General features: G+C 28.7%; 24 protein-coding genes. 11 read left to right on the forward strand and 13 right to left on the reverse strand.

Going from position 1 to position 22088, the window contains the following annotated elements:
- Positions 1-40: 40 nt before the first annotated feature.
- A complete protein-coding gene (locus ACIJYH_RS07035) occupies positions 41-997 on the forward strand; it encodes a porin (protein ID WP_435162924.1) in 957 nt (318 codons plus the stop codon).
- A 52-nt stretch (positions 998-1049) separates the two neighbouring features.
- Here ACIJYH_RS07035 and ACIJYH_RS07040 read toward each other — a convergent pair whose 3' ends face one another.
- Positions 1050-2615: a tetratricopeptide repeat-containing sulfotransferase family protein gene (locus ACIJYH_RS07040; protein WP_435162926.1), complete on the reverse strand. Its 1566-nt coding sequence runs from the start codon at positions 2613-2615 to the stop codon at positions 1050-1052.
- Positions 2616-2712: 97 nt separating this feature from the next.
- Positions 2713-3147, reverse strand: coding sequence for a thiamine phosphate synthase (locus ACIJYH_RS07045; RefSeq protein WP_435162928.1), 435 nt, complete (start codon positions 3145-3147; stop codon positions 2713-2715).
- Between ACIJYH_RS07045 and ACIJYH_RS07050 the strand changes: the two genes are divergently transcribed.
- Positions 3142-3783 (forward strand): YggS family pyridoxal phosphate-dependent enzyme, encoded by a 642-nt coding sequence (locus ACIJYH_RS07050; protein WP_435162930.1) that lies wholly within the window; start codon positions 3142-3144, stop codon positions 3781-3783. The genes ACIJYH_RS07045 and ACIJYH_RS07050 overlap by 6 nt on opposite strands.
- Here the strand turns inward: ACIJYH_RS07050 and ACIJYH_RS07055 are convergent.
- Positions 3780-4274 (reverse strand): L,D-transpeptidase family protein, encoded by a 495-nt coding sequence (locus ACIJYH_RS07055; protein WP_435162932.1) that lies wholly within the window; start codon positions 4272-4274, stop codon positions 3780-3782. The genes ACIJYH_RS07050 and ACIJYH_RS07055 overlap by 4 nt on opposite strands.
- Positions 4275-4287: 13 nt before the next feature.
- Here ACIJYH_RS07055 and ACIJYH_RS07060 point away from each other — a divergent pair, with 13 nt between their 5' ends.
- Together ACIJYH_RS07060 and arfA are read left to right on the forward strand one after the other, a co-directional pair.
- Positions 4288-4851: a winged helix-turn-helix domain-containing protein gene (locus ACIJYH_RS07060; RefSeq protein ID WP_435162934.1), complete on the forward strand. Its 564-nt coding sequence runs from the start codon at positions 4288-4290 to the stop codon at positions 4849-4851.
- Positions 4832-4954 (forward strand): alternative ribosome rescue factor ArfA, encoded by a 123-nt coding sequence (arfA, locus tag ACIJYH_RS07065; RefSeq protein WP_435162936.1) that lies wholly within the window; start codon positions 4832-4834, stop codon positions 4952-4954. The genes ACIJYH_RS07060 and arfA overlap by 20 nt, the downstream gene beginning before the upstream one ends.
- A gap of 7 nt (positions 4955-4961) precedes the next feature.
- On the opposite strand, the gene ACIJYH_RS07070 is transcribed toward arfA, so the two are convergent.
- The 7 genes from ACIJYH_RS07070 to ACIJYH_RS07100 form a co-directional block, all read right to left on the reverse strand.
- A complete protein-coding gene (locus tag ACIJYH_RS07070) occupies positions 4962-5888 on the reverse strand; it encodes an adenosine kinase (RefSeq protein WP_435162938.1) in 927 nt (308 codons plus the stop codon).
- Between the two features lies 1 nt (position 5889).
- Positions 5890-6543: an endonuclease III gene (nth, locus tag ACIJYH_RS07075; protein ID WP_435162940.1), complete on the reverse strand. Its 654-nt coding sequence runs from the start codon at positions 6541-6543 to the stop codon at positions 5890-5892.
- On the reverse strand, positions 6543-7319 hold the full coding sequence (gene dapB, locus ACIJYH_RS07080) for a 4-hydroxy-tetrahydrodipicolinate reductase (RefSeq protein ID WP_435162942.1): 777 nt from the start codon (positions 7317-7319) through the stop codon (positions 6543-6545). Before dapB ends, nth begins: the two co-directional genes overlap by 1 nt.
- Before the next feature lie 6 nt (positions 7320-7325).
- Positions 7326-7496: a hypothetical protein gene (locus tag ACIJYH_RS07085; protein ID WP_435162944.1), complete on the reverse strand. Its 171-nt coding sequence runs from the start codon at positions 7494-7496 to the stop codon at positions 7326-7328.
- Positions 7497-7552: 56 nt separating this feature from the next.
- Entirely contained in the window at positions 7553-8683 is a 1131-nt protein-coding gene (gene dnaJ, locus ACIJYH_RS07090; RefSeq protein WP_435162946.1) for a molecular chaperone DnaJ, read from the reverse strand.
- Positions 8684-8715: 32 nt separating this feature from the next.
- Positions 8716-10662, reverse strand: coding sequence for a molecular chaperone DnaK (gene dnaK / locus ACIJYH_RS07095; protein WP_435162948.1), 1947 nt, complete (start codon positions 10660-10662; stop codon positions 8716-8718).
- Between the two features lie 61 nt (positions 10663-10723).
- Positions 10724-11359: a nucleotide exchange factor GrpE gene (locus ACIJYH_RS07100; protein WP_435162950.1), complete on the reverse strand. Its 636-nt coding sequence runs from the start codon at positions 11357-11359 to the stop codon at positions 10724-10726.
- Positions 11360-11401: 42 nt separating this feature from the next.
- Between ACIJYH_RS07100 and rdgB the strand changes: the two genes are divergently transcribed.
- Complete coding sequence (gene rdgB / locus ACIJYH_RS07105; protein WP_435162952.1) at positions 11402-11998, forward strand: RdgB/HAM1 family non-canonical purine NTP pyrophosphatase; 597 nt, start codon at positions 11402-11404, stop codon at positions 11996-11998.
- On the opposite strand, the gene ACIJYH_RS07110 is transcribed toward rdgB, so the two are convergent.
- Complete coding sequence (locus ACIJYH_RS07110) at positions 11982-13178, reverse strand: ABC transporter substrate-binding protein (protein WP_435162954.1); 1197 nt, start codon at positions 13176-13178, stop codon at positions 11982-11984. The genes rdgB and ACIJYH_RS07110 overlap by 17 nt on opposite strands.
- Between ACIJYH_RS07110 and rsmI the strand changes: the two genes are divergently transcribed.
- Both rsmI and ACIJYH_RS07120 read left to right on the forward strand, forming a co-directional pair.
- Positions 13171-14034: a 16S rRNA (cytidine(1402)-2'-O)-methyltransferase gene (gene rsmI, locus ACIJYH_RS07115; protein ID WP_435162956.1), complete on the forward strand. Its 864-nt coding sequence runs from the start codon at positions 13171-13173 to the stop codon at positions 14032-14034. The genes ACIJYH_RS07110 and rsmI overlap by 8 nt on opposite strands.
- Entirely contained in the window at positions 14024-14617 is a 594-nt protein-coding gene (locus tag ACIJYH_RS07120; RefSeq protein WP_435162957.1) for a BON domain-containing protein, read from the forward strand. The genes rsmI and ACIJYH_RS07120 overlap by 11 nt, the downstream gene beginning before the upstream one ends.
- Here ACIJYH_RS07120 and ACIJYH_RS07125 read toward each other — a convergent pair whose 3' ends face one another.
- Entirely contained in the window at positions 14618-16903 is a 2286-nt protein-coding gene (locus tag ACIJYH_RS07125) for an NADP-dependent malic enzyme (RefSeq protein WP_435162959.1), read from the reverse strand. It abuts the gene before it with no gap.
- A 50-nt stretch (positions 16904-16953) separates the two neighbouring features.
- On the opposite strand from ACIJYH_RS07125, the gene murJ reads away from it, so the two are divergent.
- The 4 genes from murJ to ACIJYH_RS07145 all read left to right on the forward strand — a co-directional run bounded on the left by murJ (position 16954) and on the right by ACIJYH_RS07145 (position 21135).
- Positions 16954-18483: a murein biosynthesis integral membrane protein MurJ gene (gene murJ, locus ACIJYH_RS07130; RefSeq protein WP_435162961.1), complete on the forward strand. Its 1530-nt coding sequence runs from the start codon at positions 16954-16956 to the stop codon at positions 18481-18483.
- A 6-nt stretch (positions 18484-18489) separates the two neighbouring features.
- Positions 18490-19491 carry a tryptophan--tRNA ligase gene (gene trpS, locus ACIJYH_RS07135; protein ID WP_435162963.1) on the forward strand — a complete coding sequence of 334 codons (1002 nt, stop codon included), beginning with the start codon at positions 18490-18492 and terminating at the stop codon, positions 19489-19491.
- A 52-nt stretch (positions 19492-19543) separates the two neighbouring features.
- Complete coding sequence (locus tag ACIJYH_RS07140; protein WP_435162965.1) at positions 19544-20083, forward strand: NifU family protein; 540 nt, start codon at positions 19544-19546, stop codon at positions 20081-20083.
- Positions 20084-20253: 170 nt separating this feature from the next.
- Complete coding sequence (locus ACIJYH_RS07145; protein WP_435162967.1) at positions 20254-21135, forward strand: glucosaminidase domain-containing protein; 882 nt, start codon at positions 20254-20256, stop codon at positions 21133-21135.
- On the opposite strand, the gene ACIJYH_RS07150 is transcribed toward ACIJYH_RS07145, so the two are convergent.
- Positions 21132-21986: a polysaccharide deacetylase family protein gene (locus ACIJYH_RS07150; RefSeq protein ID WP_435162969.1), complete on the reverse strand. Its 855-nt coding sequence runs from the start codon at positions 21984-21986 to the stop codon at positions 21132-21134. The genes ACIJYH_RS07145 and ACIJYH_RS07150 overlap by 4 nt on opposite strands.
- Positions 21987-22088: the final 102 nt, after the last annotated feature.

Below are 22088 nucleotides of genomic sequence, written 5' to 3' on the forward strand. Positions count from 1 at the left end.
TCTTGTTATTAATATTAATAATTAAACAAAGGAGAAATTAATGACAAACTTTAAAAAAATAGGACTTACAGCATTAGCTGGATCTCTTATCGCAACTACTGCTATGGCTGGTTCACTATCAGTAAGTGGTGGAGCAAAAATGAGTTACACTTCAAAAGGTGGAACTACTGATTCATCAAATACTGGTAACAGTTTTGGTATGCAAAAAGCCATGACTTTTTCTGGTGGTGGTGAACTAGATAATGGTCACTCAGTATCATTAACTCATGTAATGACTGTTGAAGGTGCTCAATCTTCATCTTTATTAACTTACGATATGGGTGACATGGGTAAAGTTATGTACACTGATGCTGCTGGTGGATTAGGTGTTGCTGGTATAGATGACTTAATGCCAACTGCTGTTGAAGAAATTTGGGACGGTCTTGGTGGAACTAAGAATGGTTACGCTTCTTCAGCTTCAAGTGGATTTGAATACACAAACACTTCTGTTGACGGTGTAAAAGTAGAAATCGGTTACAGTCCAGATGGACAAGCTGCTAATGACGATGGTGGTGTATCTGGTACTGGTTCAGTTGATTCATCATCTTCTGTAGCTATTCAGTACACAGGTATTGATGGTGCTAACATTTTCTACGGTACTGGAAGCCAAGGTGTAACTTCTACAACTGAAAATAACTACGACACTATGGGTGTTACATACGCTATGGGTGCAGCAACTGTTGGTGTTCAATTAACTGATGTTGATCCTGCTTCAGGAAATGACGAAGAAAATACTGCTTTTGGTATTTCATTTGCAGTAAATGATGACTTGTCAATTTCTTACGGTGAATCAACTGTAGAAGTATCTGGATCTGTAGATCAAGAGTTAAAAGGTTTCTCAGTTGGTTATTCAATGGGTGGTCTAACTTTACAGGCTCACGCAAATGAAGGTGATAATGTTGGTAACACTGCTAACAATTATCAACACACTGAGTTAACAGTATCTTTTGCATTCTAATTGTTAAAAGACAAATATTTAAAGGGCCTAAATTTTTTTAGGCCCTTTTTTTTTATTCAGAAATTTTATTCAAAAAATCTAAATATTTTAAATAATTTTCATTAAGATTTACTGATTTTTTATGTATAGGATTTCTAGCCTGTTCGATACTTACAGTTTTTATTCCAGTTTTATTTTTTGTGTGATCTAAACAGTTTTCATCCCATGTTAAGTTACAAAAATTGATTAACTTTTTAGTTTCTTCAATGGGATCATTCACCAACTTTTCATAGTGACAGTCGTATATATAACCTGGCATTTTCATGTGCCAAAAAGCCATTAATTCCTTATATAAATCAATAAATTTTACTAAATATTCTTGATTATAACTCCATGGTAAGGCCCATCCTTCGAATGTGTTCTTATAAATAGATAATGCTGTATCTTTTAAGTTTCTTTTGCAGTGAATAATTTTAGCAGTTGGAAATAATATGTTGATAAAACCCAACCAGACAAGATTAAGAGGTGCCTTGTCTAAAATAATTAAATTATTATTATATTGTTTAAACCTACTTAATAAATCAACTCTTAAATTTTCTTTGAATTCATTTTGGTTTTTATCAAGATCAACTATCTTTTTTATAAAATCATCATTTTCAAATTTTTTTACAAATACATTTTTTAATATTGGTGATTCCCCAGCACCAAATATCTCTGAATGTGATGATATAATTTGATGTGTTAAAGTTGTGCCAGATCTAGGCAAACCAACAATAAATATTAACTCTGGTTTTTTAGAGGAAGTATTTTTTTCAAAAATAAAATCTTTGAAAATATGTTTTGGACTAGTTAAATATTTAGTTTGTTCATCGAAATCAAAGTTTTTTATTGTGTCAAATTTTAAATCATTAGCCATTATAAAATATTTTGAAGATAATTCAGAATTTTTTTGATCAGAAAATGATTTAGCAATAGAAAAACAAAGAACCATTTTATCATTTGATGATATATTTTCTTTATTTAATTTTTCTAACATTTCTTTTTGATGTGTTTGGTCATCATCATACTTATGGATAGAACTGTACATTTGATCTGCTAGAACATTTTGAGGATATTCTTTGTGTAAATTTCTTAAAATTTCTTTTGATTTTATAAAATCTCCAATCATTTGGTAACTGCCTGCAAGATTAGTTAGTAAAGCTTGATTTTTGTTATTTATAGCTAGAGCTTTATTGTAATAATCAATTGCTTGTGTGTTTTGATTTAAATCTTTTAAAACATTTGCATAATTCACTAAAGCGTTAAAATTTTCTTTATTAAGTTCTAAAGCATGTTCCAAAGCACTTTTTGCCTCATTATATTTTTCTTGTAGACGATACGTTGCTCCTAAATTTACTAGAATACTTGGATCATTGGGTTTGACCTTTAACCCTGATTTAAATGTTTTTTCAGCAAGTTCTAAATTGTTAAGTTGCTTGTAAGATAAACCAATCAAATTATAAAATATAGTTTGTGAAGGATCCTTTTTTAATAAAATTTTTGTTTTTTTGATTACTTTTTCAAAGTTTCCACTTTCAAAAAAATTTTGAATTCTTTTTGTCTCTTTGGTTATGTATAAAATGTCTTCTCTATTAATCATATCAATTAGTTTTGAAAGTACGATATTCCTGCTACTCCATAAGGTTTAATTAGATTAGTTTTTTTTATATTATCTTTGTTTATACCACCTAAACAAATTATTTTTTTTTTGTTTTTTTAGATAGGTTTAAAAATCTATAAATTCCAAGTTCTTTTTTGTTTTTCTTAGAAAAAAATAAAGAAGACAAAAATAAATAATCAACCTTTTGAAGTTCTTTGGTTCTTATTTCTTTTAAATTATGTGCTGAGCCTATTAATTTAAATTTTTTCTTAAGTTGGTACGAATTAATCTTAAAATCTCTATTATGAGCTGGAATATAAGCTCCATCTAAATTTAATTCTAAAGCTAATTTGATATTATTTGCTAAGTATAATTTATAATGCAGTTTTCTACATAGGTTTTTAGTTTTTATTATTGAGTCTGTATTTAAACGATTATTATAATTTCTAAAAATTATTGAAGTTGTTTTTGGCAGATTATTAATTAAATTAAAATTAAAATCGTCTATAAAACAGAATAAATTAAAATGCATAAAACTATTAGTAATTTAGAAAATATAAAAAAAAAACTAGTTAATTGCCCAAATGCAAAAATTATAGCTGTTAGCAAGACTTTTGGTGAAGAAAACATAAAACCTCTTTTGGATTATGGACATAAAGATTTTGGTGAAAACAAGGTTCAGGAAGCATTGCAAAAATGGCCAAATTTGAAAAAAAAATATATGAATATTAATTTACATATGATTGGAAAATTGCAAACAAACAAAGTAAAATTTTTGTTCCCACATTTTAATTATATACATTCACTAGATAATTTAAAATTAGCAGAAAAAATTTCAAAAGAAGAGTCTAGAAACAAAAAAAAATTTAAAATATTTATTCAAGTAAATCTAGGAAGCGAAAGTCAAAAGAATGGTATTTCTATCAAAGAATTGCCAGACTTGTACAAGCAGGCTGTAGAAAGATATGATTTAAATATTATTGGATTAATGTGCTTGCCTCCCCAAAATGAAGCTACTTCTGATTATTTTAAAGCACTAAAAAATTTAAATATAAAGTTTAATTTAAAAGAATTAAGTATGGGTATGTCTCAAGATTATCTTCAAGCTGCAAATAACGGAGCTACATATTTAAGAATAGGCTCTAGTATTTTCGGTAATAGATTTTAAATAATTTTAATCTTAGTATTTTTCTTTATTAATTTTAGCATAATTAAAAAATCTTTTTCTACCAAAGCAATGCATCCAGCTGTAGGTTTATAATTTTTAGTTAAGTGAATAAAAATACAACTACCCAATCCTGCAATGGGTTTGTTAAAATTATATTTTAAAGGTATTAAAAGATTATATTTATGATCTCTTCGTTTAAGCTTTTCACATTTTATCGTATTATTAATTTTGACTAATTTATTATATTTTTTTGGGTAATGGACATCATCACACCAACCCATATTTTCATTAATATCAATTTTTTTTAATGAGGTTTCAGGCTCTGTTAGTCTGTCTTTTCGGTAATATAAGTGCTCAATTTGAAAGGTACCTATTGGTGTTTTTCCATCTCCTTCAATTTTATTATTTGAAGTGCCATTTTTACCAATTGAACACTTAAAATTAAAATTATCAACTTGAAGTGTGTGTTTATTTTTTAAAAAAAAAGTCATATCTTTATTATATATGAATAATCAAATTTTAATAATTTACAAATTTCCAAATTTATATCAGGTTCTTAAAGAGGTTGAGGGTGAATTAAATTTTAAAATTGTTAAACATTTAGATGAGAAAATATTAAGAAATGAAATAAAGAATATTAAGAATTATTTAATAATTACAAAACAGAAATTAATAGGTTTTGATAACCAATACATAGCTCAACAATTCCCCATAACACTTAATAATTTATTAGAGAAACTTAATATTGAAATTTTGAAACAACGATTTTCAAATCAATCAGAAGTAAATATTAATAATTATTTAATTGACTTAAATGCTCGAGAAATATCATTGAAAAGTCTAAGACTAAAATTAACTGAAAAAGAAGTAAGTATAATTTTGCATTTATTTAATATGAAAAAACCTGTTACAGTTGATGAATTACAAAAACATGTTTGGATGTATCAAGATGATGTAGAAACGCACACAGTTGAAACTCATATTTATAGATTGAGAAAAAAATTTTTGAAAACTTTTAATAATGAAAATTTTATAATAAGCAAAAAGAATGGCTACCAAATCAAATAAAAAAAATCCAATTGCTAAAGAATTGCGAACAAAAAAATTTAAACCAAATATAATGAAGCCTAAAAAAGGAAAAGGTAGTTTTAATAGAAAAATTAAAAAATAAGCAAAAATTAAATTCTTGCACCAATTTTTTGAATTATTTTTGAAGAAAGCTCAGTGCCTTTTAAAAGGCTCTCCTTAACACTCATTTTATTGATTACTCCATGCAAATATCCTGCAGCAAATAAATCTCCTGCACCGGTAAGGTCAACAATTTTAAGGTTTTCTTCCGCCTTACATTCACATACTTCATTGTTTTTTATTGAAACAGATCCTTTTTCACTTCTTGTAATTATAACATTTTTATCCAATTCTTTTGAAAATGAGATTACATCGTTGAAAGATGTGCTGTCTATTAGAGATAATATTTCTTGCTCGTTTGCAAAAACAATATCTAGTTTATTTTTTACAAGTTCTAAAAATTGCCTTTTATGTCTTTCTACACAAAATAGATCTGATAAAGACATTGCAACTTTATTTGAATTATTGATTGCTTTATCAAAAGCTTTTTTTGGTTCACCTTCGTCCCACAGATATCCCTCAAGAAATACAATTTCACTTTCTTTAACTTTATTAAGATCAACATCTTGCTCATTTATTTTTCCAGCTATTCCTAAATAAGTACACATGGTACGTTCTGAATCGGGTGTAATCAATATTAAGCAAGTTCCTGTAGAGATTACTTCATCTTTTTTTGAGTATAAAAAATTAACTTTTTCTTTTTTTAATCCATCTTCGTACTGTTGACCTAAATGATCCTTATTCACTTTACCTATAAAACCTACATCATTGTCTAATTGTGAAAGCCCTACGATAGAGTTTGCAACAGATCCTCCAGAAATAGTCTCCTCAATTTTGAGTAGTGATATTAGGTTTTTAAATTCAGTTTCATTTACTAACTTCATAGTACTTTTAGTAAGAGAATTGCTTCTTAAAAAATTGTCATCCACTTTACAAAGAACATCTACAATTGCGTTTCCTATTCCCAATATTTTCATTTTAAGCTTTTTTTGTAACTACAGGTTTTTTTCTGTTAGGATAACAAGAGATACATATTTTACAAGCTAAACCATAACAGTTTCGAGCTTTACAAAATTCCCTACCATAAAAAATTATTTGTAGATGTAGTTTAGACCAGGTGCTTTTTGGAAAAATTCTCTTTAAATCTTTCTCTGTTTGAATAACGTTTTTGCCACTAGTAAGCCCCCATCTTTGCGCCAGTCTATGAATATGGGTGTCTACTGCAAAAGCAGGATATCCAAATCCTTGAGACATTACTACACTAGCTGTCTTATGGCCAACACCAGGTAATAACTCGAGTTCTTTAAAAGTTTTTGGCACTTTTCCATTATGTTTATCTATTAGTTGTTGAGACATTAAATAAATACTTTTTGCCTTAATCCGAAAGATGCCAATACGCTTTATTAATTTTTCAATTTTTTTTATTCCTAATTTCACAAAGTGCTCTGGTTTATAATATTTTGGATATATATTTTTAGTAACATTGTTGACATTTAAATCAGTGCATTGTGCAGACAAAAGGACAGAGGTTAAAAGAGTAAACTTATTTTTATGCTTTAAAGGAGTTGGAGTTTTTGGATAAATTCTATTTAAAATCTTAATGATTTTTTTGGCCTTCTCTTTTTCATTCATTATGAAAAATTTAACAAATCTCTCATTGTGTAAAATCCAGCTTTTTTATTTGTTATCCATTTAGCAGCTGTTAGTGCACCATCTGAATATAAAGCTCTGTCAAAAGCTTCATGATTTAACTTAATAATTTCTTTTCCGCTTGAAAAAGTCACTTCATGTTCACCAATGATTTCATCTTTACGCAATGAGTTAAAATTTATTTTTTTACCAAAAGGAAATTTTTTTTTGTTTAAAAATTTTTTACCAATCAATTTGTATAGGTTTTTATTTTTTCCATCAGCAATTCCCTTTCCCAACATTAAAGCAGTACCTGATGGATAATCTTTCTTATGTTTATGATGTGCCTCAAAAATTTTACTTTTATAACTTTCATCTAAAGATTTTGATGCTATTTCTGTTAGGTACATTAACAAATTGATACCCAAACTCATGTTTCCAGCTTTTAAAATAGATATTTTTTTTGAGTAATTTTTTATGATTTTTTCTTCTTTTTGAGTAAAACCAGTTGTTCCAATAATTACTTTCTTCTTAAGTTTTGAAGCAATACCTAGAATTTCTAGAGTACATTTTGGTACTGTAAAATCAATTATTACATCAGCTTTATCGAATGCTTTTACTGTATTTAATTCAGGTTTAACCCCATTAAATTTCCTATTAATAGTAGTGCTTTCTGTAAGTGCAACTAACCTAAAATTTTTATTTGATTTTGAAGATTTTATTAGTTGTTGACCCATCCTCCCCATACATCCTGTGATAGCTAAATTAATCATTTTCATTTTAAATTAAAAACACTCTTTTTTTGTAAATGGACAAGTAGAATAGTGAATTATTCCTTTTGTTGTATTTATTACTGCTGATGTTGATGTATCAACAACAGTTACAGCAGTTGAACAACTTGAAACATAAATTAACACAAAAGATGATAAGATAATTTTTTTTACTGCACTATTCATTATATTGAATACTATAACTTTAAATTAGATAATTACAGTTATAAAAATTATAGTTATTAATTTATTTTCCAGAAATTTTTTGCCTTTTGAAAGAATTTTTTAATACTTGGATTTGATCTTTCATTCTCAATTTCTCTGAATTTTTCTAATAATTCTTTTTGTTGCTTGTTGAGAGATATTGGAACTTCTGTATTTACTTGTACGTATAAATCACCATAATCACCTCTGCGCATAAAAGGCATCCCTTTACCCTTGAGTCTGAATTGTTTGCCATTTTGGGTTCCATCAGGAATTTTAATTTTTGCTTTACCACCATCAATAGTTGGAATTTCAATAGTTGTTCCAAGAGCTGCATCTGCAAATGAAATAGGAAATTCAAAAAATAAATTTTCATCAGACCTTTTAAAAAGATCATGTGAATTAACATTTATAAATAAATATAAATCTCCTGTTGCCCCACCTCTGCTGCCAGCTTCTCCTTTGCCTGCTAACCTAATTCTTGTTCCATCATCAACACCTTTTGGAATTGTTACTGATATTTTCTTTGAGGCTTGTTTTTTTCCTTGACCGTTGCAGTCATTACAAGGGTTAGTGATTTCTTCACCATTACCATTACACTGGGGACATGTTTGTTGAACGGTGAAAAAGCCTTGATTAGATCTTATTTTACCGCTTCCTCCACAATAAGTGCATCTATCTGGAGAATGGCCAGGTTTTGAGCCATTTCCTTTACAAGTATTGCATTTTTCAGTAGTTGAAAATTTTATATCCTGTTTTTTGCCCTGGTAAGCTTCTTCAAGTGAAATTGATAGATCATATCTTAGATCTGACCCTCTATTGTTGGAGCTTCTATTTCTTGATCTTCCACCACCACCAAAATCTCCAAAAAAATCTTCAAAAATATCTGAAAAATCTGCACCACCAAAACCACCAAAACCTCCACTTTGTCTTCCACCACCATTCTCAAAGGCTGCATGTCCAAAGTTATCATAATTTTGTTTTTTTTCTTTATCTGAAAGAATACCATATGCCTCACTGGCCTCTTTAAATTTATCTTCTGCTGTTTTATCGCCAGGATTTTTATCAGGATGGTATTTGACAGCAAGTTTTCTGTAAGCTGATTTTAGTTCATCAGGAGATGCACTTTTTCCAACGCCTAAAACTTCATAGAAATCTCTTTTAGCCATAAATTACTTTGAGATAATGGTCGTTGATAGTCTTAAGCGCTTTTTTCTTTATCTTGTTCTTTACCTTCTTCTTTACCTTCTTCTTTTACTTCCTCAAAATCTGCATCAACTACGTTATCGTCTTTTTTTCCTTTATCATTATTTTTATTATCATCAGGTGTATCTGGTTTTTTCTCTTGAGCTTTATATATAGCCTCACCCAATTTCATTGATGCCTGAACTAACGTTTCCGTTTTTTTCTTAATATCTTCATTATCAGTTCCTTTAAGAGCTTCTTTTAAGTTGGATGATGCATCTTCAATTGCTTTCTTCTCAGCATCAGTAATTTTAGACCCATGCTCTTTAAGATTCTTTTCAGTTGAATGAATTAAAGTGTCAGCTTGATTTCTTGTGTCTACAGTCTCTCTTTTCTTTTTATCTTCTTCCTTATTAGCTTCTGCATCTTTAACCATTTTTTCAATTTCATCTTCACTTAGTCCGCCTGAAGCTTGGATTTGAATTTTTTGCTCTTTACCAGTTCCTTTATCTTTTGCTGAAACACTCACTATACCATTAGCATCAATATCAAAAGTAACTTCAATTTGAGGAACTCCTCTTGGTGCTGGAGCAATACCAACTAACTCAAAGTTTCCTAACATTTTATTATCAGTTGCCATCTCTCTTTCACCCTGAAGTACTCTAATAGAAACTGCAGGCTGATTATCTTCTGCTGTAGAAAATACTTGGCTCTTTTTTGTTGGTATTGTTGTGTTTTTCTCAATTAGCTTAGTTGATACACCACCTAAAGTTTCAATACCAAGAGATAAAGGTGTAACGTCTAAAAGAAGTACATCTTTAACATCACCTTGAAGTACACCCGCTTGAATAGCTGCACCCATTGCAACGACTTCATCTGGATTAACACTTTTATTTGGGTCTTTTCCAAAAAAGTTTTTAACTTCTGCTAGAACTTTCGGCATTCTGGTCATTCCACCAACCATAACAATCTCATCTATGTCACTTGCTGATATGCCAGCATCACTCAATGCTGTTTTGCAAGGTGGTAGTGTTCTAGTGATTAAATCCTCAACAAGAGCTTCAAGTTTGGCTCTTGTCATTTTTAAATTAATATGTTTTGGGCCTGTTTTATCAGCAGTGATAAATGGTAAATTGATATCTGTTTGTTCTGCTGAAGATAGTTCAATTTTAGCTTTTTCTGCAGCTTCTTTTAATCTTTGAAGGGCAAGTTTATCTGATGTTAAATCTATACCATTATCTTTTTTAAACTCTGCAGTTAAGTAATCAACAATTGCGTTGTCAAAGTCTTCGCCACCCAAAAAAGTATCTCCATTTGTGGATTTAACTTCAAATACACCGTCTCCCAATTCAAGAATAGAAACATCAAATGTTCCTCCACCTAAATCGTATACTGCAATTTTCTTATTTTGTTTTTTATCTAAACCGTATGCAAGTGATGCTGCAGTAGGTTCATTTATAATTCTTAAAACTTCTAGGCCTGCAATTTTACCAGCATCTTTTGTTGCTTGTCTTTGAGCATCATTAAAGTACGCAGGAACAGTTATTACTGCCTTAGTTACTTCTTGACCCAAATATTTCTCAGCTGTTTCCTTCATTTTTTGAAGAATGAAAGCAGATATCTGTGAAGGTGAATATTTTTCACCCTTTGCTTCAATCCAAGCATCACCTTTTTCAGAGTTAACTATTTTAAAAGGAGCTGCAGCTATATCTTTTTTTACTGTTGGGTCTTCAAAATTTCTTCCAATAAGTCTTTTAACAGCAAAAATTGTATTTTCAGGGTTTGTTACAGCTTGTCTTTTAGCAGGTTGGCCGACTAGTTTTTCTCCATCGTCAGTAAAAGCTACAACTGAAGGGGTTGTTCTAGCACCTTCAGCATTTTCCAATACTTTAGGTTGGCTTCCTTCCATTATTGATACACATGAGTTTGTTGTACCAAGATCTATTCCAATAATTTTACTCATAATTTAAATTCTCCCTTTCATATATGTGTTAATATTAATTCTACAAGCTCAACAAATGTAATTATTTGTCTAAATTTTCTATATTTTCCTCACTTTTATCATCTTTATTTTCTGTCTTTTTAGACACACCAACTAAAGAGGGTCTTAGCAATCTGTCTTTTATCATAAAACCCTTTTGAACTTCTTGAACAATAGTTCCAGGTTCTTTTTGATTGTCTTCAATTTCCATCATTGCTTGATGTAAATTTGGGTCTAATTTTTTATTAAGACAATCAATTGGTTTAATATTATTTTTAGTAAAAATAGAGATTAAATCTTTATTAATTATATCGAAATGCTCTAGGATTTTTTTTAATGCCTCAGTATCCTTAAGGGCTTCATCGCTTTCTAAAATTAATTTTGACCTTGCAAGGTTATCAATTAAATTTAAAGCCTCTTTTGCAAATGTAAAACCTCCATAATCAAATGCATCATCTTTTTCTTTTTCAAACCTTCTTCTTTGGTTTTCCATTTCAGCAAAAGTTCTTGCTAATTTATCTTCTAATTCTTTTATTTTTTCCTCTGGAGATAATTCTAATTTTTCTTCCACACCATTGTTTTCATCAAGCTTATCGTCTGATTGTTTACCAGCTTTATTGCTTTCATTTAACGTTTCTGCTGTAGCATTTTCTTGGCTTAGGTTTTCCTCTTTTTCCATGAAGGCATATATGGTATGAAATCTCAAAATTGCTAGGTATTAATGAAAAAAATTTCAAAATTGCTCGTAGGCACTAATAACAAGGGAAAATATAAGGAAATTAAAGATTTATTGCCAAAATACATTAAAACCCACTCAATATCTGAATTTAAACTTAAGAGTCCAAGAGAAGATGGACTGACATTCACAGAAAACTCAATCATTAAATCTAAGTATTACTCAAAAAAAACAAAAAAATTTTGTCTTGCTGATGACTCAGGGCTTGAGATTGATATTCTAGATAAAAGTCCAGGAATTTATTCGGCTAGATGGGGTGGAAAAAAAGGTGATTTTAAAAAAGCAATAAATAGAGTGTACAGAGAATTATCAAAAAAGGATAAAAACTGGAAATATAAAAAAGTTAAAGCTAGATTTATTTGTGCGTTATCAATTTGTTACTTAGATAAAAAAATAGTATCTGTTTTGGGTAAAGTTGAAGGATATATTTCAGCAAAACCAAAAGGGAAAAATGGTTTTGGTTATGATCCAATTTTTATTCCAAAAAATAAAAGAAAAACTTTTGGTGAAATGAGTTCTATACAAAAATATAAAATAGACCATCGTTTTGTTGCATTTCAAAAAATTAAAAAATTTCTATAATTTTTTTATCTTCAATTTTATAAAAGTTTAAACGGTGATTAATTTTATTGTCTTTGATATCAAAAATACCAATCTTGCCTTTAAAAGAATTCTTTTTTTTAAAAAGTTTGTTTAAATTAGATAGGTTAGTTTTTAATGATAAATAATAGACAAGTCCAACAAGATCGTAGCTTAATAAATCTAAGTGTGAAGGGTATTCTTTAAACTCATTAAAAAACTTGTCTTTGTAATTATCAAAATTACTTTTATTTATTGAAGGATAATATAAGGGTTGGATATCTATTTCATTTAATAAACTTTTATCAAACCACTGGTTTAATGTAATAAAATACTTATTTTTAGGAGAAACGTCTGTGTATAAAAGTGATGTGGATACACTTTTTAAACTTTCATCAAAATCTGCAATAACGACTGCCTCAAAATTTAAACCTCCTAACGTATATCTCTGTTCAAGTTTTTTAATTTTTTTTTCTTTATTTGACTGATTTGATTTTTTTAATCTTAAAATTTCATCCTCTAAGTTTTGTTTTCTAATTCTATAATTGGTAATTTCTTCAATTTGTTTAGTTAATTTTGTAGGTTCTGTACTATAGTCGTAATCTTTAAATATTTTGATTCTAGAATCTTTAATTCCTTTTTTAACTTCAAACTCATAATCTTGAATAGGTGTCAAAAATATTGTCCTCTTTATTTTGTTTGTCTTTATAAATTTTTTTATGGTATTGAATTGAGAAGTAGAGTTTATTCCTGCAGAAATTACATTTTTTGGAAGATCTAATGTTTTGTTTGTTAAAGACAAAAAAGTTATATCTTTGATTTCATCTAAATAAGATATGCTTTCATAAAAAACAGGCCCAATTACAACCTTTACACCCATTTGTTTTAATTCAAATGCTGACTTAAGTGCTTTGTTTGCCTTAGAAGCTGTATCTTTGGGAATAATTTCTATGGAATCATTATTAATATCTTTCACGGCTAGTCTTACAGCTTTAATAATTGATTGCCCAAGCTCTTTATTGGAACCAGTCAAAGGTACCATGAGACCAATCTTAATTTTTTCGGAGGCTTTGGTAGAAAATGAAAATAATAATGAAAAATTTAATATTACAAAAAAAATAATTTTAATAAATTTACTCATTTTAATGTTAGTATAATGTTTTTTAAGCTCAATTATGATCATAAAATCACAATCTCAAATAAAAGATAATGAAAATAGTCTTTATTTGGTGTCAACACCAATCGGTAATTTAAAAGATATTACTTTAAGAGCTATAGAAATATTAAAAAAATCAACTTATATTCTTTGTGAAGATACGAGAGTTTCCAGGATTCTATTAAATAGATATGAAATAAAATCACGTCTGATTTCAAATCATAAATTTAATGAGTCAAAAAATTTAAATAAGATTATAGATCTTCTTAAATCTGGAGAAACAATTTCATTAATTTCAGACGCTGGAACACCTAGTATTTCTGATCCAGGCGCAATATTGGTGAATGAATGTGTTAGAAATAATATTAGAATTATTCCAATTCCAGGACCTTCAGCTGTTGCAGCAGCAGTATCAATAAGTGGCTTTTCAGAAAAATTTATTTTTTATGGATTTTTACCTGAAAAAAAACAAGCAATTGAAAATGTTCTTAATAAAATTTCAAAATTTAATGAAACGTGTGTTTTTTTTGTGTCTCCAAAAAAAGTAAACAAAATTATTCCCGAATTAAAAAAAAACTTTAGTGGAAGAAAAATAGTATTTTGTAGAGAAATTTCAAAAATATATGAGGAATTTATAAGAAAAAATATAGATGATTTGAATATATTAAATATGGAGCTAAAAGGGGAGCTAACAATAGTAATTTCTGAAAAAAAAAATGATAAAATTAATTCACAAGAATTGAGTGAATCAGATATGAATATAATAAGGATGATGATTAATAAATTAACTGTAAAAGAAATTACAGACATTATTTGTCAAACAAAAGACATATCTAAGAAAGAAATTTATAATTATTGCTTGAAATTAAAAAATGAAAACTAAATATATATTAATTATTTTACTTAGTGCAATTTTATCTGGTTGTATTGGAGTGTCATCAAAAGGAATTTTTGGCTCAGGGGTTAGTATTGCTTTTGATCCACGATCTGTTGGAACTCAAATGGACGATTCGATTATGCAAAAAAATTTAGCTGCACGAATTCTTATTAAAGATAAGAAATATTTAATATCAGTAAGATCCAAAGTATTAGATGGAAGAATTTTTTTAACAGGAAAAGTTGAAAATCCTGAGGAAAAACTGCTATTAACAAAATTAGCCTGGGAGACAAAAGGAGCTAGATCTGTTCGAAATGATATTAAAATAAAAGAAGAATTTAATTTTAAAAGATCTGCGAAAGATATTTTAATAACTTCTCAACTTAGGACAGCACTAATTTTAAATAAAAATATTAAAGCAACCAATTACCAAATAGATACTTATAAGAAAAAAATCTATGTTTATGGAATTTCATTAACTCCTGAAGAAAAAGATTTAGTCATAAGTGAAGCTAAAGAGATATTGGACGTAGAAGATGTAATTGCAAGCATTATCCTTGTAGAAGATTTAAGAATTCAAAAAGAGTAATTATTTTTTGTAATCAATTACATCTGCAGAATATGCTGCAATAGAGGCTAAATTGATTAGTTCTGACGTTGAAGATCTTAGAGGAGCAATTTCTATTGGCAACCCAAGCCCAATTAACAATGGACCAATAACTTTAGTATCTCCTAATATTTTCATCATCTTATAAGATATTGCTGCACTGTGCTGTCCTGGCATGATTAATATATTTGCTTTACCAACAATTTTTGAGAAAGGGTATAATTCTTGATACTCTGGATTTAGAGCAACATCTGGTTGCATATCTCCATCAAATTCAAAATCTACTTTTTTTTCTTTTAAAATATCCACTGCTTTCCTAATATGTTTTGTTCGGCTCGTAAGAGGTTGACCAAATGTAGAGTGAGAAACAAATGCTACTTTTGGGTCAAAACCAAATAATCTTACTACTCTCGCTGTAGAAATTGCCATTTCAGCCATTTGTTCTGATGTTGGATATTCATGAACACTAGTGTCACCTACAAAAATGGTTTTACCTTTGTGAACAACCATATTTAGCCCAAACATGATTTCTCCATCTCTTACATCCACTACTTGTTTAATTTTCTCTAAAGAAGCACCAAATCTCCTTGTGTTTCCGGTAACAGCACCATCAGCATCACCACAAGCAACCATGCTAGTTGCCCATATAACTCTATCATTTCTAACAAGTCTATCACAATCTCTTTCCAGCAAACCTTGTTCTCTTTGAAGTTTTTGAAACAAATGATTTACATATTTATTTCTTTTCTCTTCATCTTTAGAATTAACTATTTCAATATCAAAATTATCACTGTAACCAATATTTTTAATTTGTTCTTTTATCTTATCTTCTTTTCCAACTAGAATTGGAATACCTAACTTAGAATTCTTAAATGCTATTGCAGCTTTAAGTGTATTTTTATCTTCACCATCTGCGAATACAATTCTTTTTTGATTTTTTTTTATGTAAGAGTTTATTCCCTGCATTATTGTCACTGTAGGGTCTAATCTTTGTTTAAGTTGATCTTTATATATTTCCAAGTCTTCAATATTTCTTCTTGCAACTCCACTATCCATTGCAGCTTTTGCAACAGCTGCTGGGATTATACTGATTAATCTAGGGTCAAATGTAGAGGGAATAATATACTCTTTACCATAATGCGGTCTTTCACCTCCCATAGCAGCAACAACTTCATCAGGAACATCTTCTCTTGCAAGCTTTGCAATAGCCTGTGCTGCAGCAACTTTCATTTCCTCATTTATTGTCTTTGATCTAACATCAAGAGCACCTCTAAAAATATAGGGAAAGCCAATTAAATTATTTACCTGATTTGGATAATCTGATCTACCAGTTGCAATAATTGCATCATCTCTTACCTCGTTTATTTCCTCAGGAGTAATTTCTGGATCAGGATTTGCACAGGCAAAAATTATAGGATTTTTTGCCATTGTTTTTACAAATTCTTTTTTTAGAGCACCCTTTGCAGACAAACCTAGAAAAACATCCGCACCTTTGATTGCCTCCTCTAAAGTCCTTAAATTAGTTTCAATTGCAAACCTAGATTTCCATTGATCTATGCCATCAGGCCTTCCTTTGTAGATTACGCCTTTTCTATCCAGCATAATTATGTTTTCATTTGGTACACCAGAATTTTTAAACAATTCTGTACATGCTTGTGCAGATGCGCCAGCTCCATTAACAACTACTTTTATTTCTTTTATTGATTTACCACTTATATCTAGTGCATTTATTAAAGCTGCTGTTGTTATGATAGCGGTTCCATGTTGGTCATCATGAAAAACAGGAATATCTAAAATTTCTTTTAATTTTTGTTCAATTATAAAGCAATCAGGAGCAGCTATGTCTTCTAAGTTTATTCCTCCAAAACTTGGAGCAAAATTTTTAATCGAGTTAATAATTTCTTCAGCATCAGAGCAGTCTATTTCAAGATCAATAGAGTCAATATCTGCAAACCTTTTAAAAAGCACTGCTTTACCTTCCATTACAGGTTTTGATGCAAGTGCCCCTAAGTTACCCATTCCTAAAATTGCAGAACCATTACTGATGACAGCTACCAAATTACCTTTACTGGTATAATCGTATGCTGTTTCTGGATTTTCACTAATCATTCTAACAGGAGCTGCAACGCCTGGAGAATATGCTAAAGCAAGATCTCTCTTAGTAGTCATATTTTTTGATGAAATAATCTCGATCTTCCCAGGTTTTTTATATTTATGAAAATCTAGAGCTTCTTTGTCGGTGTAATGATAAATGTTAGTTTTTTTCATTTTTGATAATTAGGTATACAATTAGGGTAAAATTAAGACTAATATGATTTATGAACATAGTTAAGTCAACAGGCACATTTGGTTTTTTTACAATAATAAGTAGGTTGCTTGGCTACTTAAGGGATATTCTTATTGCAGTATTTCTTGGTACAGGAGCATTAGCTGATGTTTTTTTTGTAGCATTTAGAATTCCAAACACATTCAGAAGATTATTTGCTGAAGGTACTTTTAATGCAGCATTTGTCCCAAGCTATTCATCAGAAATAAATAAGGGTAAAAAACAATCAAATAAATTTGCTAATGATGTTTTTAATCTTCTTTTTTTAGGTTTGTTATTTTTAACAATAATAATTGAAATCTTTATGCCTACATTTGTTTCAATTATTGCCCCAGGATTTGTTGGTGATTTAGAAAAAATGACAGTAGCAATAAATTTAACAAGGATTACTTTTCCTTTCTTATTTTTCATTTGTTTAGCGTCTTTTTTTTCTGCAATTTTAAATTCACATAATAAGTTTGCAGCTGCAGCTGCAGCCCCAATAATTTTAAACATTGTTTTAATTTTAGTATTAATTTTTTCGAAATCTTTAGGTGATCAATTAGTTCATTATTTGTCCTATGGTGTTTCTTTGGCTGGTTTTTTACAATTAATATTTTTATATAGATTTGTATCAAAACATTTTACGCTAAAATTGAATTTCAAATTTAAAGCTAGTAACAAAGTTAAGTTTTTTTTTAAAAAACTTTTACCAAGTATTTTTTCCTCTGGAGTTACTCAAATTAATATTTTAATTGGAACAGTAATTGCATCTTTTCAAGCAAGTGCAGTTTCTTATTTATATTATGCAGATAGAATTTATCAAATTAACTTAGCTATAGCTGGTATCGCTATTGGTGTTGTTATACTTCCACAACTTTCAAAACATATCCAATCTAGAAAAAAAAATAAGATTTTGCTTATACAAAATAAAGCTCTTGAATTAAGTTTTTTTTTAAGTCTTCCAGCAACTATCGCTTTAGCCATTGGATCAGAAGAAATTATCTCAGCTTTATTTGGATATGGATCTTTTAATGAGAATTCGGTGAATAACTCAAGTTTAGCTTTATATTATTTTGCATTAGGTTTGCCTGCTTTTGCTTTAATAAAAGTTTTTTCAAGTTTTTTCTTTGCAAATCATGATACTAAAACACCATTTTACATTTCTTTGATTTCAGTATTACTTAATATTTTTATAAGTGTTTATTATTTTAGTGAAATTGGCTTTATAATAATTCCATTAGCAACATCGATTTCGTCATGGATTAATTCAATAATGTTATTTATATTTTTAAAAAATCGACAATTATTTTATTTCAATCAAATATTTTTTATCAAATTTATTAAAATAGTTTTTGCATCAATTATGATGGGATTATTTTTTAACTTTTTATTAAATTTTTTTCAAAACGAATTAGTATTTAATCATTCAATTAAATCTTTATATTTAGTTTTATCTGTTATAATTGGATTATCATTTTATTTAATTGTGTGCTATTTCATCAAAGCTTTTAAAATTAGTGATTTTAAACTAAACTATTAAAATATAATGAGTAAAAAAATTTTTTCAGGTGTTCAACCAACAGGTAATCTTCATTTAGGAAATTATCTAGGTGCAATTAAAAATTTTGTAGATTTAAACAATGATAATTCAAATGAGTGTATATTCTGTGTTGTAGATTTGCATGCAATTACTGTTAAACAAAATCCCAAGGAACTTAGAAGCAATATCCAAGAGACTATAGCTACATTTATTGCAAGTGGGATAGACCCAAAAAAAAGTATAATTTTTAATCAATCACAAGTACCTGCTCATGCAGAGGGTGCATGGATATTAAGCTGTGTTGCTAGAATGGGATGGCTAAATAGAATGACTCAATTTAAGGAAAAAGCTGGTAAAGACAAGGAAAAAGTTAGTGTGGGGCTTTATTCTTACCCAGTTCTAATGGCAGCTGATATTCTATTGTACGATGCAACCCACGTTCCAGTTGGAGATGATCAAAAACAACATTTAGAGTTATGTAGAGATATTGCTCAAAAGTTTAATAGTGATTTTGAAATAGAAAATTTTTTACAAGTTCCAGAGCCTTTAATACAAAAAGAATTTTCAAGAATCATGAGTCTTAAAGATGGTTCAAGAAAAATGAGTAAATCTGAATTATCAGATTTAAGTAGAATAAATTTAACTGATGATAAAGACCTGATTATTAATAAAATTAAAAAAGCAAAAACAGACCCAATGCCAATGCCCAGCACCACGAAAGATCTTGCCAAAAGGTTAGAAGCAAAAAATCTTTTAGGGATATATGCAAGCTTAACAAATTCTACTTTAGAAAAAAGTGTAGAGATTTTTGATGGAAAAAATTTTTCAGAATTTAAGGAAAAATTATCCGAAGTTCTTATAGATAAAATTCAACCTATTTCATTAGAAATTAAAAAATTACTAGATGACAAATCGTATTTAGATAATACGCTTCTAGAAGGAGTTGAAAGGGCCAATAAAATAGCTTCAAAAAAGATCAAAAGAATTAAAGAAATAGTAGGTTTTTAGATAAAATTTATTATCAAGTGTTAATTTTTTAAATATTCACTATATATAATCCATGTTCGTTCAAACAGAAGTGACACCAAACCCTAATTCACTTAAGTTTCTGCCTGGAAAAAAAGTGTCTAATAGTGGTCCATATGAAATTATCAATAAAGATGACACACAAAATGTACTTGTAAGAAATATACTTTCTATAAATGGGGTAGAAGGAATTTTTTTAGGAGAAGATTTCATCTCTGTAAACAAAAAAGATATAACCAAATGGGATGATATAAAACATATTGTAGTTTCATTTATCAATGATTTTTATTCTGAAGGAAAAGAGTTTGTTATTGATGAAAGTTTAGATGAGCAAAATGCAAATCTGGATGAAATAGAACAAAGAATAGTAAAAATTTTAGACCAAAAAATAAGACCTGCAGTAGCAAGAGATGGAGGAGATATTAAATTTAAAGAGTTCAAAGACGGTGTGGTTAAAGTTCAATTGCAAGGAAGTTGCTCTGGATGTCCAAGTTCTACAATGACATTAAAACAAGGTGTTCAAAATCTTCTATGTCATTATTTACCAGAAGTTAAAGAAGTTGTTGCTATTTAAAATATGAATAATAGTCAAGATTCACTTAAAAAAAAAATAAAAATACTTTAATAAGGTTTTTTATAAGCAGTTTATCAGTTATCTCTTTTTTTTTCATCACTCCTATTTTTATTAATTTTGCTGATAAAAATTTTAATACAAAAGAATATACAAATAATTCTAAAAAGGTCTTGGCATATACTCTTAATAAAAAAGACAAAAATGAAAATAAAATTCTTAAGGAAGAGGATATGCTTTTTGATATTTTTAGCTTGAATAATTTAGAGTCTGATTCTGTAAGATTAAGTGCCTCAACTATAATAGAACTATTTGAGGATACCGGATATAATCTTAATGATGTTAGAAAAAATAAATTAGTTAAACCAGTTGCTCTAACTTTATTGCCTCAAGAGATTAAAATGATTGAAAGTGTAAAAAAAAGGAAAGAATTTTTTATTCAAATCATTTTACCTTTGGTCATACAAGAAAATAATAATATTAAATTAGATAGAAGAACACTCTTTAAAATTATTAATAAAAGCAACAACTCAAATTCAGAAAAGCAATGGTTAGATAAAAAATATAAACAATATGGAATTAAATCTAAAGATTTATCAACATTAAAAATAAGAATGGATGTAATACCCGTATCATTGGCAATAGCTCAGGCAGCTAAAGAAACAGGCTGGGGAACTTCTAGATTTGCACAAGAAGGTAATGCTTTGTTTGGACAGTGGACGTGGTCAGGAGAAGGTCTTAAGCCTAAAAATGCTGAAAAAGGTGAAGATCATAAAGTTATGAAATTTAATATTCTTCAAGCATCAGTTAGAGCTTATCAAAGAAATTTAAATACTCATTCCACTTATAAAGCTTTTAGAAAAGCTAGAGCAGAGTTTAGAGACTCTAATAGATTATTAGACAGCATGGAACTTTCTAAATATCTAAATAAATATGCAGAGACAGGCAATCAATATGTTGAAGTCTTACAGAAAATAATAGAACAAAACAAACTACAAGATTTTGATGATGCAAAATTACTGCCCTCAAGTGTAGATCTTGAAAGTTTAATCTAGTTTTCTTTAATTGGAAATTGAATACCAAACCACCGCCATTTGCCGTTGTCATTCAAGGAGCAATTAATTCTACCTCTTCTTGGTATAAATGGACCCCTAAATTCGACGGTTAATATTCTATTGTTTAACCTTGTGTTTGATTTTTCCCATTTATCTAATTCATTAGAGTAGCAGTCGATACTTTTAATATTTTTTTGTTCATTAAAAAATTTAACTTGAAAATTTGGTGGATTATTTTCTATTGATAAATTTTTTTCCAAAGGAAGCAATTGTTCATATTCAAGTGGATACAAATTTATAATGGAATTAAATCTTTTTAGGTCTCCATAATTTTCATTAATTGGGAATCTAGGTAGTTCAAATTTATCTTTATTTAAATCAATTACACCTGAATGTTGACCGAAAGCATAATCAAAATTTTGAGAAATATAATCTCTCATGAATTTTGAATATTCACCAAAAGGATAAGAAAATAAGTTTGGTATGTAGCCTAGATTTTTTAAAAATATTTTGTTTGCTTTTTCTACATCTAAGCTGAATAAATCATTATTACCATCAATAAGGTATCCATGAGAATGTGAATGATGTCCTATAGAGGTAAATTTTTCAGCTTCAACTTCTTTAATCTGATCCCAAGTCATATACCCCTTTTTCCCAATAGGCTCTGTTGAAACAAATAAGATAAAGGGAATCTTATTTTTTTTTAAATATGGCCATGCTTCTTGATAAAATGACTGAAAAGCATCATCAATTGTAATAAGAATTTTTTTATTTGTTTTTGGTACGTAAAAATTTTTTTCAAATTGTTTAGGATTTGAAAAAGTATAATTAGAGTTTGTTATTATTTCCATTTGCTTCTTAAAAATATTCATTTGAATATTGGTTGAGGGATATTTGTGCTCATTAAAGCGGTGATACATTAACGACAAAATACCTTCATCACCAGAATAGTA

The sequence above is a fragment of the Candidatus Pelagibacter bacterium nBUS_25 genome, from assembly GCF_051200975.1.
GTDB lineage: Bacteria > Pseudomonadota > Alphaproteobacteria > Pelagibacterales > Pelagibacteraceae > Pelagibacter.